Raw genomic sequence first — 15698 nt, forward strand, 5'->3', positions numbered from 1 at the left:
CCAGGGGCCCGTTATCACGCAGCAGGCAAGTTCCCGAAGGCTTCCAGCGCCCGCAGCCGGCTTTGGCCCAGATCCACGATGGGCGACGGGTAAGCGGCCGCCGCGCGCTCCATGGGGCTGGGGTCGTGGATGGCCTTGTCGTCCAGGTGCGCCAGTTCAGGCAGCCATTCACGCAGGAACACGCCGCGCGCATCAAAGCGCTGGGATTGCGACAAGGGGTTGAACACCCGGAAGTACGGCACCGCGTCGGCGCCCGTGGATGCGCTCCATTGCCAGCCGCCGTTGTTGGCGGCCAGGTCGCCGTCCACCAGATGCGCCATGAACCAGGCTTCGCCCAGCCGCCAGTCAATCAGCAGATTCTTCGACAGGAACATGGCCGTCACCATGCGCAGCCGGTTATGCATCCAGCCCAGCGTCAGCAACTGGCGCATGGCCGCGTCAACGATCGGGATACCCGTCTTGCCTTCCTGCCAGGCGCGCAGGTCGTCAGGCGCGTCGCGCCACGGCACGGCGGCGGTTTCCGGCTTCATGGGCTGGTGCATGGACAGCGACGGGTAGGCGGCCAGCAGATGCTGGTAGAACTCGCGCCACAGCAGTTCGTTGATCCACGTGGCCGCGCCCGCCTTGCCGCTGTCCAGTTCGCCATGATTGGCCGCCAGCGCCGCGCGCAGCGCCTGGCCGGGCGACAGCACGCCCGACGCCAGATAGGGCGACAGGCAACTGGTGGCGGGCAGCGACGGAAAATCGCGTTCGTCCTTGTAGGCGTCGATGACGCCGTCGGCAAAGGCGTCCAGCCGGTCGCCGGCCGCCGCCTCGCCCGCGGGCCACAGTGCCCGCACCGCGTCGCTGGGCGGAGCAAAACCGTCGAAGGCGTCGGGCAAGGGGTCCGCCTGCCAGTCGGGCGGGGTCTGCGCGCGGGGGGCGGGCAGCGCGGCGATGGGCGCCGTGCGCAGGCGTTCACGGCAGGTGCGCGCATACGGCGTGTAGACGCGATAGCACTCGCCTTTGCCGGTTTGCACGGTGCCGGGCCGCAGCAGCGTTGCGCCATGATGCAGCGTCCAGTCCACGCCGATCGCGTCCAGCGCGCCCGCCACGGCCGCATCGCGGCGGCGTTCGTTGATGGCCCATTCGGTATTGGCGTGCACCTGGGCGATGTCGTGCGCCTGGCAGAAGGCGGCGATGGCGGCGGGCGCCTGGCTCCAGTCGGCTACGGTCAGCAGCTTCAGGGGAATGCCGCGCTCGCCCAGGCTGCGTGACAGTTCACGCAGGTTGCGCAGCCAGAAGTCCACCTTGGCGGGCGCGTCGCCATGCAGGCGCCATTGCTCGGGCGCGGCCAGGAACAGGGCGGTCACCGTGCCGTTTTCGGCGGCGGCGGCCAGCGCGGGGTTGTCGTGCATGCGCAGGTCGGTGCGCAGCCAGAGCAGCGTATTCATGGATGGCGGGTCCAGGGCAAAAAAAGGGCGGCCAGCACGGCTGACCGTCGAGGCTGGCATTCTATATTGGCCGACGGCCTGGAAGACGATGTAAAAACTACGAGTAGATGTGACGGCGCGGCGCGGCTGCCGCACCCGTCAGAGCTGCGATAGCGGTCAAACCGTGAAACACGCTGCCCCAAGTCTTGTATTGACGCGCTTGGGCCGCCGCCTTGTAATCAGTTCAACGACTAAGAAAAGTTGAACGCTATGGGAAATCTGATGGACCTTCGCCCGTCCTTTCTTCGAGGACGCACATCCGCCGGCACGACCTCCCGCGACGCCCTGCAGACATTGTGGCGTTCACTTGATTTGCCCGGCGAGTCGCTGGACCACGTGGCGCTGACCGGCGCCGATCCCGTGTTTCCGTCTTCTTTCGCGGTGGGGGCGGCCGCGCAAACCAGCATGGCGGCCGCGGCGCTGGCGGCTGCTGAACTCTGGTTTCTACGCGGCGGGACGCGCCAGCAGGTCAGCATCGACATGCTGCACGCCGCGCAGGAATGCCGCGGCCACTTCACGATCAACGGCGTCACGCCCAACATCTGGGACCCCATCAGCGGCTTGTACCGCTGTGGCGACGGGGGCTGGGTTCGCATCCATGCCAACTTTGCCCATCACCGCGACGGGGCGCTGGCGCTGCTGGGCTGCCCCACGGGCGAAGGCACCACGCGCGAAACGGTGGAAGCCGCGTTGGGCCGCTGGAAAGCGCTGGACTTTGAACAGGTGGCCGCCGATGCGGGGCTGGTGGTGTCCGCCATGCGCACCTTTGACGAATGGGACCGGCATCCGCAGGGCCAGGCCATTGCCGCCCAGCCCTTGTTGACGATCGAACGCATCGGCGAGGCCGACCCCCGGCCCTTGCCCAAGTACGGCCAGGGCGCGCGGCCGCTGAAAGACATCCGGGTGCTGGACCTGACGCGCATCATCGCCGGCCCCGTCTGTGGCCGCACGCTGGCCGCCTATGGCGCCGACGTGATGTTGGTGAATTCGCCGCAGTTGCCCAATATCGACAACATCATCGAAACCAGCCGGGGCAAGCTCTCGGTGCAGGCGGACCTGGATACCGCCGATGGCCGTATCGCCCTGGGCAACCTGCTGCGCAGCGCGCACGTGTTCGTGCAGGGCTATCGGCCCGGCGGCCTGGCCGCGTTGGGCTTTGGGCCGCAGGACGCCGCGCGTATCCGCCCGGGCATTGTGTATGTGTCGCTGACCGCGTATGGAAACGAGGGCCCCTGGGCCAACCGCCGTGGCTTCGATTCCCTGGTGCAAACCGCCACGGGCTTCAACCATGCCGAAGCCCAGGCAGCGGGCCAGGAAGCGCCCAAGCCCTTGCCGATGCAGATCCTGGACTATGCGTCGGGCTACCTGATGGCGTTTGGCGCGCAGGTGGCGCTGGCGCGCCAGGCGACCGAAGGCGGCAGTTGGCACGTTCGCGTATCGCTGGCGCAAACCGCGCATTGGCTGCGTGGCCTGGGCAGGGTGGATGGCGGACTCAACGGCCGCATGCCCGGCTTTGATGGCTTGTTGGATACGGAAGCATCGGGCTTTGGCGAATTGGTGGCCGTGCGCCATGCCGCCCGCTTTTCCGAAACGCCGGCCCGCTGGACGCGCCCGTCGAATCCCCCGGGGTCGCATCCCACGGTGTGGCCGTTCAATTAGGCCGGCCTATCGTTTCAATGACAAGGCGCCTTCGGGCGCCTTGTTTTTTGGATGCTTATTTTTTGGCGGCCTGTTCCTGACCGCTTATTGCTTGGCCTTCCAGTCCCGCAGCGCGCGCATGGTGTTGGCCACGTGCGATTCGGGGCTCATGTCCGTGAATTCATACAGGATCTTGCCTTCGGGCGAAATCACGTAGGACACGCGCTGTGCGTATTCCGGACGCTTGTCGTGCACGGCGTCATAGGCCTTCATGATCTTGCCGTCGCCGTCGGCCGCCACGGCGAACTTGCCACGGCATTCGCTGACCGAGAATTTGTTCAGCGTGTCGATGTTGTCGGTGGATACGCCGATGACGGTGGCGCCCAGCGACTTGTATTCGTCGGTGGCTTCGGCGAAGTTGTGCGCCTCGATGGTGCAGCCTTGCGTGAACGCGGCGGGAAAGAAATACAGCACGACCGGGCCTTGCTTGAGCGCGTCGTTCAGCTTGAACGTGAAGACCTTTCCGCCCAGCGAGGCCTGCGTGCTGAAGTCGGGGGCGGGCGCGCCGACATTCAAGGCGGCCTGGGCGGACGCGGCGGCGAGCAGGCCGCAGAACATCAGGCAAGGTACAAGGCGCTTCATGGGAGTCTCCAATCATCAGTGGGGCGCGCAGGCGGCGGCCGCAAGAGGCCTACTGTAGTGCGAGCGCGCCTGGGGGTCCAGTTCAGTCCCGGTTCGGGCCGCCGCCTCGGCCGTCGCCCCTGCCTTCGCCGCCGCCTTGCTGGCGCTGCTGGGGTTGTTCACGTGCTTGCTGCGGACGCGCTTGCGCCTGCTGTCGGGGCTGTTCGCGCGCTTGTTGCTGACGCGCCTGCTGCTCCCGGGCTTGGTGTTCCCGTGCCTGTTGCTGGCGTGCCTGCTGTTGCTGTTCGCGGCCTTGCTGCTGGCGTTGCTCGCGCTCCTGCTGTTGGCGTGCTTGCTGCTGTCGATCTTGTTGCTGCTGCTGACGAGCCTGCTGATCGCGCTGCTGTTGTTGGCGCGTTTGCTGCGACGCAGCCTGTTGATCGCGCTGCGGGTCACGCTGCTGCGGACCACGCGGTTGCTCACGTTGCTGTTGATCACGCTGCTGCGGGCCACGCTGTTGATCCCGCTGCGGTTGATCCCGCTGCGACACGTCGCGTCCTTGCGACGGCCCCGGGCCTCGGGCTTGATCGCCGCGACCCGGGTTGTTGCCGCGATCGGCATCGGGGCGCTTGTTGTCGCCACCGGGGCGTGGCCCTTGCGAAGGACGCCCATCGTCGCGATGGTCCACGAACGCTTGCGGCGGGCGGCCCTTGTTGTGGTCGTAGAACTGCGCGCGGTTGCTGCCGGCATCGCGTACGTAGCGGCGTTGCATGTCGGTGGGCGGCGCGTGGCGGTCCTTGCGCGCGGCCAGTTCGCGCGGGTCTGCCGCGCGTCGGATGCCGTTGGGGCCGCCGTGATAGCTGACACGTCGGTTATCGATGTTGTTGACGACCACGGTGTGGTTGTACACGTTGGTGACGCGGGTGACGTTCACGTTGGTCACCGAGCGGTTGTAGTAGAAGCGGTCGCGCTTCCAGTAGCCGCCCACGTACCCCAGCCCCACATAGCCGAAGCCGTAGTTGATGCCGCCATAAAAGCCGACGTGGGGGCCCCAATAGCCGGCGTTCCACACATACAGGCCATTGGTGAAGCCCCAGTAACCGGGCGTCCAGAGCGCGCCGGCGTAGGGGGCGAGCACCCAGGCGCCGGGCACCCAGAAAAAGCCGTACTGATTGCGGCTCCAGTAGCCGGGCACCCACATATAGCCATCGGCCGGCGCGGGCGGCTGCACGTAGACGGGCAGGGGCGGAGGTGGTTCGGGGCTGCGGTCCACCAAGGCAAGATTGGCGCTGGCGGGGTCGCCGCCGTCATAGGCGGGCGCCGCGGGCGCGGGGGGCGGCGCGTAGGTTTGCGCCATCGCGCCGGCGCATAGCGTCAGCAGCGCAACGGCGGCCACGGCGGGCCGAAACAGGGAGATCCGGATAGAGGGCGTCATGGCAGCTCCTGGGACACGTCGCACGGGGCGATCTATAACGCGACGGTCGATAACGCAACGATCAATACCGCAACGATCAACAACGCGACGGTCAATATCCACGGTAGTAATAATGCGGCGCGGGATACGCGGGGTAGTAGTAGTGCGGCGTGTAATAGACCGGCGCGGGGCGATAGTGGGCCGGGCGGGCGGGCACCACGACGCAACCGGTCAGCGAACTGGCCATCACCATCATCAACAGAAGGCTCTTTTTCATCTCATGACTCCCAACCAGCGCCAGGCGTGGCTTACGCCCTGGTGCGCTGGTAAGGATTAGGCCATACCGGATGACGGCGGTTCGCCTTTGTAATCGATCCGAAACAGCTTTCGCGTGACCGATGTTTGCGCCTGCGTGACGGCGCATGTCGTTGGTATCAATCTTTGCCGCAAAAGCAACGGGGCCGCGTGAGCGGCCCCGTGTTGCGTAACGCCACGTCATGCGGCGTTACGGCGATGGCGCATGGCGCGCCTGGCGTCAGTTCCAGCGGCCGCCGTTGCCGGCCAGGCTGAAACGGCCGGCGCCCATGAAGGCCAGCGCCAGCGCGGTGAACAGGAACATGCCTTGCAGTTCCAGCGCCCAGCCGCCGTTATTGGACAGGCTGGCCAGTTGGCCGGTATGCGCCAGCAAAATGGCGACCACCATGTTGATGGCGATGATCAAGGCGCCCAGGCGCGTGTAGACGCCAATGATGAGCAACACGGGCGCGATGATTTCGCCCACGTAGACGCCATAGGCCAGAAAGCCCGGCAGGCCATGCGAAGACAGCATGCCGCTGATGCCCGTTACGCCGCCGCCCATCAGTTTGGACAGGCCGTGAAGCAGAATCAGAATGCCAAGGGTCAGGCGCAGGATCAGCTTGCCGGTATCGTCGGACTTGATCATGGTGAGTTTCTCTTGTGATGGTTAATAAGGGACAAGGCTTCGTTGGAACCCACCGCGAACCATTGGTTCCAAGTCCACACCGTCTCGCGCCAAGCGTGGCGGCTGCGTCAAGCGGCGCCATTATTGCAAATGCCCAGCGAAATCATCAAGTTTTCGTCACGCTGACATCGCGAGGCGGCGCGCGACGTCAGCCCAAACGTATCCGGTCAACCCCAGGATCAGAATTCCTCAAGAAAGCGCATGCGGAAGCGTCGGCCCTTGATGTTGCTGTTGGACACCCGCGAAAACACCTGCTTGGCAATCTGGCGGTCCAGCGCCACGTAGGCGTTGAATTCCGTGATGTTGATCTTGCCCACCTGTTCAAACGTCAGCCCGCCGTCGCCGGTGAGCGCGCCCAGCAGGTCGCCCGGGCGCAGCTTGTCTTTCTTGCCGCCCTGGATGCACAGCGTCACCATGGGTGCGCGCAGAGGGCGGTCGGCCTTGGGCTTGAGCGATTTGATGTCGCCCCACTTCAACGGCGAGCCCTGGTATTGCTCAACCAGGTTTGCCCAGCGCATCTCGTCGGGCGAGCACAGGCTCAGCGCCAGGCCCTTCTGGTCGCCCCGGCCGCTGCGGCCGATGCGGTGCACGTGCACTTCGGTGTCTTTCGTGACGTCCACATTGATCACGGCGCCAAGGTTCTGGATGTCCAGGCCACGGGCGGCCACGTCGGTGGCCACCAGCACGGCACAGCTCTGGTTGGCGAACTGGATCAGGATTTCATCGCGTTCGCGTTGTTCCAGGTCGCCGTTCAGGGCTTGCGCGCTGATGCCGTCGGCCTGCAGGCGTTCAACCAGGTCGTGGCTGCGGACCTTGGTATTGCAAAAGGCCAAGGTGGATACCGGGCGGAAATGCGCCAGCAGGCGGGCCACGGCGTCCAGGCGGTCTTTGCCGTCGATCTCGTAGAAGATCTGTTCGATGCGGCTGGAATCGTGCTGCGCTTCCACCTTGACTTCGGCCGGGTTGCGCAGGAAACGCGCGCTGAGCTTGCGGATGTTGTCCGGGTAGGTGGCCGAAAACAGCAGCGTCTGGCGCTTGGTGGGGCAGTGCGAGGCAATGGCGACGATGTCGTCGTAGAAGCCCATGTCGACCATGCGGTCGGCTTCGTCCAGCACCAGCGTGGTCAGGCCGTTCAGGTCCAGGCTGCCGCGTTCCATTTCGACGGCAAGACCGACAGCTACGAAGTAGAGCACCGCATCCGTTGCAAGGACGGCAGCTACAAGTGGATCTGCAGCCGCGGCAAAGTGATCAGCCGGGACGCAACGGGCAGGGCGCTGCGGATGATGGGCACGACCACCGACATCAGCGCGGTGCGCGCCATGTCTGAAAGGCTCAAGCGCACGGCGGACCTGGTCGTCAACCTGACCGACGCCGTGCCTGGCCTGGTCTTCCAGTGTCGGGCCGTGCCCGAGGGCGGCTCGTGGTTCTCGTATGTCAGCGCGGGCATCTGGGACATGTTCGAGCTCACCGCCGAAGACACGCGCGCCAGCACTATCGCTATCGAACAGCGCATCCACCCCGAGGATCTGCCGGCCTATCGCGCGTCGCTGCATGCGGCGGCCGCCGCGCTGACGCCGTGGCATTTGGAATTCCGCGTCTGCCTCCCGCTACAGGGTGTGCGGTGGCGGCAGGGAGACGCCAGCCCGCGCCGCGACGCTGACAATGGCGTGGTGTGGCACGGGTTCGTCACCGACATCACCGACCGCAAGCGCGCTGAACTCGAATTGCGCGAGCTTGCCGCCACGGACGCGCTGACGACCTTGCCCAACCGCCGCCACTTCATGTCGCGCATCGCCGCGGAGCTCACGCGGATCAAGGGCCTGGGCGGCCTGGGTTCCGCGGTGCTGATGTGCGACTTGGACCACTTCAAGCATATCAACGACACCTGGGGCCACGCCATCGGCGATGGTGTGCTTCAGCATTTTGCGAACATGTTGCGCGCCCAGTTGCGCGACACCGACCTGGTGGGGCGCATCGGCGGCGAGGAGTTCGCCGTCGTGCTGCCCGATACCGACATCGAAAGCGCGCACCTGTTCGCCCGAAACGTGCAGCGCCAGATCGCTGATACGCCGTACTTGTTGGGTGAGCGGCACATACCGCTGACGGTCAGCATCGGCATTTCCGCGCTGCATACCAAGGACGACGACGCCGAGCTGGCGCTTAGCCGCAGTGACCGCGCGCTCTATTACGCCAAGCAACGGGGGCGCAATCGGATCGAATCGGTGCCGTTCAGATAGGAAAATCCGCTGCACCCTTCGTCCGCGTCAACCGCGTGCGTGCTTGCTTTGCCAACCCGTCCCGCAACAACTGCGCGGGCGCGCTCATGGCGCGGTCCCGCGACCACACCACCGCAAGGACCGGATCTTCCAGCGATAGCAAATGCCGCGCCACCAATCCCTGGCGCTCCGCATACTGCGCGCCAAGACTTTCCACGATGGCCACGCCCAAGCCTTGCGCCGCCAGCGCGCAGGCAGCCGATGACTGCGCCACTTCGATGATTGGCCGATACGGCAGCCCGCGCGCCTCGAGCGCCTGGCGCGTTGCGCGGCCGGCGGGCAGGGCGGGGGCCAGCACGATCGGGCCGGCGTCGGCCACCTGTTCAAGCGTCAGCGCCGACTGCCGCGCCCAGGGATGATCTTGTGCCATGACCGCGTGCAGGCTCAACGGCGCCAGCCGCAGGCTGCTGACGCGGTCGATGTCGGACGGTGCGCCGATGATGATGCCCAGATCGATGCGATGGTCGACCGCCATTTCGATGATTTCCAGCGCGGTGCCGGCGCGTACCGTTACGGCCACGGTCGGGTGTGCCTGTCGCATGCCGGCCAGGGCGGGGGGCAGCAGGCTGGAGGCCGCTATCGCAACCGCGCCCACGTCCAAGCGCGCCAACGCCCCTTGCCGGATGTCGACGGCCAGCCGGTCGACAGCTTCGATGCCGGCCAATGCGTTGAGCACTTCGGGTATCAGCGCGCGGCCCTGGCTGGTGAGGTGCAGCCGGCGGTTCTCGCGGCTGAACAGCGCGAAGCCCAGGCGGGTTTCCATGTCGCGCAGTAGTGCGCTGGCGGCGGGCTGCGTCATGTTGACGGAAGCGGCGGCGGCGGTGACGGTGTCGTGCCGGTACATGGCGCGCATCAGCAGGAGTTCTCGCCGATTGAACATATGAATTTCATATGGAAATAGTTGATTCATCTATTTGACCATATGAAGCGGGCGCCGCCAGAATAGCCAGATCGCATTTTGCTTCTTCAGCTATCGCCATGCCCGCCAACACCATCGTTTCCGTCACTTGCGTCCCCTTGCGCCTGCCGTTTCATCATTGGAGCCCGTCGCCGCTGTTCGCCGGCCGTCCGCGCGACAAGCTGGACAGCGCGCTGGTGCGCGTGCAGACGGAAGACGGCGTGGTGGCCTGGGGTGAGTCGTACTGTGTGGAGCCGCGCGCCTTGGTCGCGATTTTTGAGACCCTGATCGCGCCGCTGGCCTGCGGGCGTGACGCGGATGACGACACCTTGCTGCCGGGCATGCAGCGCACGCTGCACAACCTGGGGCGGTCCGGCCCGGTCGTGCATGCGCTGGCCGGCCTGGACATCGCGCTGTGGGACCTGCGCGCCAAACGCGCCGGCGTGCCCTTATATCAATTACTGGGCGGCAAGCGCCGCGATCGCGTGCGCGTCTATGCGTCGCTGCTTCAGTACTACGGCAACGCCGAACGCCTGGACGCGGTGACGACGCGCGCCTTGAATGAGGGCTATACCGAGATCAAGCTGCACGAGCGCACCGCCGATGCGCTGGCCGCCGTGCGCCGCAGCACGGGGGCGGGCGTGCCCATCATGGTGGACACGAACTGCGCCTGGCTGCCGGGCGAGGCCGAGGCCGCCATTGCCGCCATGCGTCCGCATGATCCGTTCTGGATCGAAGAGCCGCTGTGGCCGCCGGAGGACGACCGCGCGCTGGCTCGCTTGAAGCGCGCCTGCGGCGTCCCGCTGGCCGTGGGCGAGAACGCCAGCAGCGTCGCTGACCTGGAGCGGGTGGTGGACAACGAAGCCGCGCAGTACGTGCAGCCCAGCGTCATCAAGCTGGGCCTGAGCGGCGCGTGGCGCATCGCGCAGAAGTGCGCGGGAACGAACGTTGTCTGCGCGCCGCAGGTGGCATTTTTTGGACCCGGGTATCTGGCCAGCCTGCACCTGATCGCGGCGCAGCAGGCCGAGGTGTCGCTGGAACGCCTATACGTGGAACTCGCGCACGTGCCGTATGGGCGCAGCGTGCCCATTGCAGACGGTTGGGTGACCGTGCCGGACGGGCCCGGGCTGGGCGCGGACCCGGAAGCGGAACTTGCCGAAGGCCGGTTCAGCGCCTGACACGAAGACAACGCGAGCCCAAAGAGGCCGTATCAAACATAAACCTGGAGACAACAATATGCACCCATCGCGCAGAGCATTCTTGATCAACGGCACGGCCATGGCAGTGGGCGCGGCCGCATTGCCCTGGAGCTTCGCGGCACGCGCCGCGCAGTATCCGGACAAGGCGGTGCGCTTGTACATTCCCTATCCGCCGGGCGCGGCCACCGACACGCTGGGCCGCATGGCGGGGCAGGTCTACGCCGAAGCGCTGGGCCAGCCCTTCGTGGTCGAGAACCGGGGCGGGGGCGGCACCACGATCGGCACGCGCGCCTTGGCGGTGTCGGCGCCAGACGGCTACACCATCGGCATGGTCGACTCCACGTTCACCATCAACCCCGCGCTGCTGGGCGATCGCCAGCCGTACGACGCGATCAAGGACTTTGCGCCGATCTCGCTGATGGCGACCGCGCCGTTCGTCATGGTGGTGCATCCGTCCGTCAAGGCCACCGATGTTGCCTCGTTTGTTGCGCTGGCCAAGGCGCAGCCGGGCACGCTGTCGTTCGGGTCGGCGGGGGTGGGCAGCGGTCCGCATCTGGCGGGAGAGCAACTGCGCCAGCAGGCGGGCGTGGACGTGCTGCATGTGCCGTACCGGGGCGGCGGCACCGTCATCACCGATCTGCTGGGTGGTCAGGTGCAGTTTGCTTTCGCCACGGTTCCCACGCTGCTGGAACACATCAAGGCGGGGCGCCTGAAGGCCTTGGCGGTCACCAGCCCGAAACGCGTCAGCCAGTTGCCGGACGTGCCGACGTTTGCAGAAGCGGGTCTGCCGGGCGTGGACATCTCGCCGCTGTTCGGCCTGGTGGCGCCGGCCGGCGTGCCGGAACCGATCATCGCGCGTCTATCGACAACGCTGACTGAATCCGTGCGCAACGGTGCGCTGCGCGACAAGCTGGCGAGCTTGGGCTTTCAGCCGGTGGGCAGCACACCGGCGGAATTCGCGCAGCGGATAAAGGACGATGTGGCGAAGTGGACGGGCGTGATCCAGCGCGGGGGGATCAAGGCGGAGTAGGGCTTGCGGGCGGCTGGTGGCGATTGTCTTGGACGGCGATCCAAGTTATAAATGAGTGTTATTCCTATTAACATGCCTGTCGCCCACCCTCCATGGATTCCCCCGCGAACCAGAACGTCCACCGGCTTTACGCGGAACACCATGATTGGTTGCTGGGCTGGCTGATCCGGCGCGTGAACAATCGCGCCGACGCCGCCGACCTGACGCAGGACACCTTCTGCCGCGTACTGACGTCGGCCACCGCCACTCCCATCACCGAACCCCGTGCCTACCTGCTGACGTTGGCGCGCCGGCTGACCATCGACCTGTGGCGGGCACGCGACGTCGAAGCGCGCTACCTGGAAGCGCTGGCGCACGAGCAGGAACCGGTGGCCGTGTCGCCCGAAACGCTGCTCATGCTCAAGCAAGCCGTCATGGAAATCGACGCCTTGCTCGACGGCCTGCCCGTGCCGGTGAAGCATGCGTTCCTGCTGAACCGCCTTGACGGCATGACCCATCCCGCCATCGCGCAAACGATGGGCGTGTCGCTGGCCACGGTCGAGCGGCATGTGAAGCGAGCATTCCTGCATTGCCTTGCCGCGCGGCGGGTGGTGGATTCCCGATGAACACACCACCCGCAGGCGACGCGCTGACAGAGCGCGCGGTCGACTGGATCGTCTTGCTGACCTCGGGGCACGCCTGTGACCACGATCGCCAGCGCTTCGAGCATTGGCTCGCCAGCCATCCCGACCACGCACGGGTGTGGGCTGAAGTGGATGGCCTGATGCGCCAGCCCCTCTCCCGGCTACGCGCGGCAGCGGGCGATGCGCCCGGCCCGGCGCGGGCCGCCCGTGCCACCTTGCTGCAAACCTGCGGCCTGGATCGGCGCCGGGTGCTGAAGCTTGCGATGCTGATGGGCGGCATCGCCACCGGCGCGCTAGTCACCGACCGCTACATTCCGCTGGCCGGCCTGTCCGCCAGTTACGCCACACGGACCGGCAAGCGCCAGACCTATGCGCTGGCCGACGGCTCGGTGCTGACGCTGAACGCGCGCTCGGCTGTCGACGTGCATTACAACGACGCGCAGCGCACCGTCGTGCTGCGCCAAGGCGGCCTGTACGCCGAGGCGCGCGCAGGCGACCGGCCCTTCGTGGTGCGTACTCACCACGGCGACGTATCCGCCCACTCGACCCGGCTGGCGGTCAGCCAGTTTGACGACTACGCCGTCGCCAGCGCCATTGAGCATTCGTTGCTTGTGCGTCCGGCGCACGGTGCTCCCATGACCCTGCCGCAGTCCGCAACGGCGGCCTTCGATCAGGACCGGGCCTGGGGGCGCGAGGATGGCGCGCGGGATGCCTGGCGCAACGGCATTCTCAATGTGCGCGACGCGCGGCTGGACGAGGTCGTGGCTCAGGTGCGGGCTTATCAGCCTGGCCTGATACGGGTCTCGCAAAGGGTCGCCGCGTTGCGGGTGTTCGGTGTTTTTCCGCTGGACGACCCGGACCGGACACTCTTGGCGCTGAGCCAAACGCTGCCGATCCGGATGCAGCGCTTTGGGCCGTGGCTGACGCTTCTGGATGCGGCATGACAGGGCAATGAGGGGATTGGAGGCCGGTAGCCGTCATGACTAATGACGCAACCGACTTCTCTATCCGAAAAATCTCCCGCAACTATGAAATTTCCCCTGACTACCGCCGCGACGCTCGTCGCCGGCGCGCTGAACGCCAGCCTGCTGGCACCCTGCGCATACGCCCAGAACGCTCCCGTGGGCGCCGGGCAGCGGGCCGTCGTTGCTTACGACCTGCCTGCTGGTCCGTTGACGGACACCCTTAGCCGGATCTCGTTGCAAAGCGGCCAGACCATCTCCGCGGGCGCGGAGCTGGTGGCCGGCCGGCAAGCCGCGCCGGTGCGCGGCGTGCTGAGCGCCGAGGCGGCAGCCCGGCAGGCCCTGGCGGGAACCGGCCTGGAACTTGTCGTGACAAGCGCCGGCGTGCTGACCGTGCGCCCGCTGCCGGCCGCGGGCGCGGTGACGTCGCTTGAGCCGGTCCTGGTCACTGCCAGTGCCGTCATTCCACCCAGCGAAGGCAGCGGATCCTACACAACTCCGGAGTCCGCCTCGGCGACCCGAATGAGGCTGTCGATGCGAGAAACGCCGCAGTCAGTCAGCGTTATCACACGCCAGCAAATGGACGACCAGGGCATCGTCAACGTGGCGCAGGCGCTTGAGCAGACGCCGGGTATTACGGTCAGCCAGGACAACTCCGAGGGCTACAGTTTTTACTCGCGCGGCTTTCAGCTGTCGAATTTCCAGTTCGACGGCCTTCCCAGCCTGTCCAGCGACGGCGGCAACGTCCGCGATAACTACAGCATCACGAACTCGGTCATCTATGACCGCATCGAAGTGCTGAAGGGCGCCACGGGCCTGGTCAACGGGGCGGGCTATCCCTCGGGCGTGGTCAACTTCATTCGCAAGCGTCCCACGCAGGAATTCCAGGGCAGCCTGTCGGCGGGAGCCGGCTCGTGGGACCGCTACCGCAGCGAAATCGACCTGAGCGGCCCCTTGAGCGAAAGCGGCAAGCTACGGGGCCGCGTCGTGGGCGCCGCCGAGACCCACGGCAGCTTCATGGACCATGCCAAAGGCAAGGAGTCCATCGGCTACGGCATTATCGAAGCCGACCTGTCGCCCCGCACCACCGCGTCCTTCGGCGTGGACTACCAGCAGAACCGGAATGACGGCACCACCAACACTCACTTGCCTTCGCTGTTTTCGGACGGCTCGCAAGTGACGTTCTCGCGTTCGACCAACCCGGCCGATAAGTGGACATGGCGCAACCAGGACACCACGCGCCTGTTCGCGGACATCAGCCACAGGCTGGACAACGGTTGGAACTTCAAGCTGGCCGCCGCGCACCGTGACTACAAGTCGCGCGAGCTGATTTCGGGCATGGGCAGCGCGACGGTGAACGTGGTGGACCACAGCGTAAGCCACGGGTTCTATCCCGGCGGCGCCGCGCGTTTTGACACGGACTCGCGAGAAAACAGTATCGACTTCCAGGCGTCTGGCCCCTACACGCTGTTCGGCCGTCAGCACGACTTGGTGGTCGGCTACAACGCGGCGCGCACGCATGCGCAATCCCGCCGCGAGGACGGTGACACCGACCTCTGGATCAATGATGCGTTCAACTGGAACAACAATGCCACGGAGCCCGGCTCCTACGCCTGGTGGCTGACGCAAGACATGCAGGTCAACCAGAAGATCCTGTATGCCGCGACCGTGCTGCACCCGACGGACCGCTTTGCGTTCATCCTCGGCGGCCGGCTGACGGACTATTCCTGGAGCCAGGACATCCGGTATGCGAATGGCCGCTACGTTGGCTACTCGACGGACGTGAGCAGAAAGCTCATTCCCTACACGGGGGTTACCTACGATCTGGATGCGAACCACACGGTGTACGCCAGCTATACCGACGTGTTCAAGCCCCAGGCCTACAACTTCGATGCGAACAACCGCCAGCTTGACCCGCTGACGGGCAAGAGTGTCGAGCTTGGCGCCAAGGGCGAGTATCTGGATGGGCGCTTGAATGCCAGCGTCGCGCTGTTCCAGCTCAAGCAGGACAACGTGGCCGAGCCCGACCCCAGCGGTGCCTCGACGCCCACCGGCGGTGCGGCCTATATCGCGGTGCCCGGCGTAACCACCCGCGGCATCGAACTGGAAGTCTCCGGCGAAGTGTTGCCGGGCTGGCAAGTGAACGCGGGCTACACCTACAGCCGTTCGCGCGACCGCGACGGCCAGCGCGTCAGCACCACACAACCCGAGCATCTCTTCAAACTGGCGACGGCCTATCGCCTGCGGGGTGACTGGCACCGCCTGACCGTGGGCGGAAACGTGCACTGGCAAGGCAATACCTACTTCACGCAGGAAGTGGACGCGCGCAACCACCGCTTCACGCAGGACAGTTACGCCGTTTTTGGCCTGATGGCGGGATATGACTTCAGCAAGGACGTGCGCCTGACGGTGAACGTGAACAACGTGCTGGACAAGCACTATTACTCGGGCATGGGCAACTACAACTCGGTCTTCTACGGTGCACCGCGCAACGTGTTCGCGCAGTTGCGATACAAGTTCTGATATCAGGCTGACGGGACCTCAGGCGCCGCTGTAAGTTGCTGGAAGCGTTCGGCTCGCCCA

13 protein-coding genes and 1 pseudogene are annotated in these 15698 nt (G+C 66.0%); 7 read left to right on the forward strand and 7 right to left on the reverse strand.

Annotated elements, in window-relative coordinates:
• Positions 1-14 precede the first annotated feature (14 nt).
• On the reverse strand, positions 15-1433 hold the full coding sequence (gene phrB, locus CVS48_RS17395) for a deoxyribodipyrimidine photo-lyase (protein WP_100855520.1): 1419 nt from the start codon (positions 1431-1433) through the stop codon (positions 15-17).
• 249 nt (positions 1434-1682) lie between these two features.
• Here phrB and CVS48_RS17400 point away from each other — a divergent pair, with 249 nt between their 5' ends.
• Positions 1683-3131 (forward strand): CoA transferase, encoded by a 1449-nt coding sequence (locus CVS48_RS17400; protein ID WP_100855521.1) that lies wholly within the window; start codon positions 1683-1685, stop codon positions 3129-3131.
• An 84-nt stretch (positions 3132-3215) separates the two neighbouring features.
• On the opposite strand, the gene CVS48_RS17405 is transcribed toward CVS48_RS17400, so the two are convergent.
• The 5 genes and pseudogenes from CVS48_RS17405 to CVS48_RS17420 all read right to left on the reverse strand — a co-directional run.
• Positions 3216-3752 carry a peroxiredoxin gene (locus CVS48_RS17405; protein ID WP_100855522.1) on the reverse strand — a complete coding sequence of 179 codons (537 nt, stop codon included), beginning with the start codon at positions 3750-3752 and terminating at the stop codon, positions 3216-3218.
• Positions 3753-3834: 82 nt separating this feature from the next.
• Positions 3835-5166: a BcpO-related WXXGXW repeat protein gene (locus tag CVS48_RS17410; protein ID WP_100855523.1), complete on the reverse strand. Its 1332-nt coding sequence runs from the start codon at positions 5164-5166 to the stop codon at positions 3835-3837.
• A gap of 91 nt (positions 5167-5257) precedes the next feature.
• Complete coding sequence (locus CVS48_RS29400) at positions 5258-5422, reverse strand: hypothetical protein (RefSeq protein WP_164741246.1); 165 nt, start codon at positions 5420-5422, stop codon at positions 5258-5260.
• Positions 5423-5680: 258 nt separating this feature from the next.
• Positions 5681-6088 (reverse strand): DoxX family protein, encoded by a 408-nt coding sequence (locus CVS48_RS17415; RefSeq protein WP_100855524.1) that lies wholly within the window; start codon positions 6086-6088, stop codon positions 5681-5683.
• 218 nt (positions 6089-6306) lie between these two features.
• Positions 6307-7284 (reverse strand): annotated as a pseudogene (locus tag CVS48_RS17420) (helicase-related protein); the annotation flags it as partial.
• A 123-nt stretch (positions 7285-7407) separates the two neighbouring features.
• On the opposite strand from CVS48_RS17420, the gene CVS48_RS17425 reads away from it, so the two are divergent.
• The gene (locus CVS48_RS17425; protein WP_242001455.1) at positions 7408-8364 is read left to right on the forward strand and encodes a GGDEF domain-containing protein; all 957 of its coding nucleotides are present in this window, start codon (positions 7408-7410) and stop codon (positions 8362-8364) included.
• Here CVS48_RS17425 and CVS48_RS17430 read toward each other — a convergent pair.
• Complete coding sequence (locus CVS48_RS17430) at positions 8357-9283, reverse strand: LysR family transcriptional regulator (protein WP_100855525.1); 927 nt, start codon at positions 9281-9283, stop codon at positions 8357-8359. The genes CVS48_RS17425 and CVS48_RS17430 overlap by 8 nt on opposite strands.
• A 98-nt stretch (positions 9284-9381) precedes the next feature.
• Between CVS48_RS17430 and CVS48_RS17435 the strand changes: the two genes are divergently transcribed.
• The 5 genes from CVS48_RS17435 to CVS48_RS17455 all read left to right on the forward strand — a co-directional run bounded on the left by CVS48_RS17435 (position 9382) and on the right by CVS48_RS17455 (position 15638).
• The gene (locus tag CVS48_RS17435; protein WP_100855526.1) at positions 9382-10479 is read left to right on the forward strand and encodes a mandelate racemase/muconate lactonizing enzyme family protein; all 1098 of its coding nucleotides are present in this window, start codon (positions 9382-9384) and stop codon (positions 10477-10479) included.
• A gap of 58 nt (positions 10480-10537) precedes the next feature.
• Positions 10538-11530 carry a Bug family tripartite tricarboxylate transporter substrate binding protein gene (locus tag CVS48_RS17440; protein ID WP_100855527.1) on the forward strand — a complete coding sequence of 331 codons (993 nt, stop codon included), beginning with the start codon at positions 10538-10540 and terminating at the stop codon, positions 11528-11530.
• Between the two features lie 92 nt (positions 11531-11622).
• Positions 11623-12135 (forward strand): sigma-70 family RNA polymerase sigma factor, encoded by a 513-nt coding sequence (locus tag CVS48_RS17445; RefSeq protein ID WP_100855528.1) that lies wholly within the window; start codon positions 11623-11625, stop codon positions 12133-12135.
• Positions 12132-13097, forward strand: coding sequence for a FecR family protein (locus tag CVS48_RS17450; protein ID WP_100855529.1), 966 nt, complete (start codon positions 12132-12134; stop codon positions 13095-13097). Before CVS48_RS17445 ends, CVS48_RS17450 begins: the two co-directional genes overlap by 4 nt.
• Positions 13098-13181: 84 nt before the next feature.
• On the forward strand, positions 13182-15638 hold the full coding sequence (locus tag CVS48_RS17455) for a TonB-dependent siderophore receptor (protein WP_100855530.1): 2457 nt from the start codon (positions 13182-13184) through the stop codon (positions 15636-15638).
• Positions 15639-15698 lie beyond the last annotated feature (60 nt).

It is taken from the genome of Achromobacter spanius (assembly GCF_002812705.1).
GTDB lineage: Bacteria > Pseudomonadota > Gammaproteobacteria > Burkholderiales > Burkholderiaceae_B > Achromobacter > Achromobacter spanius.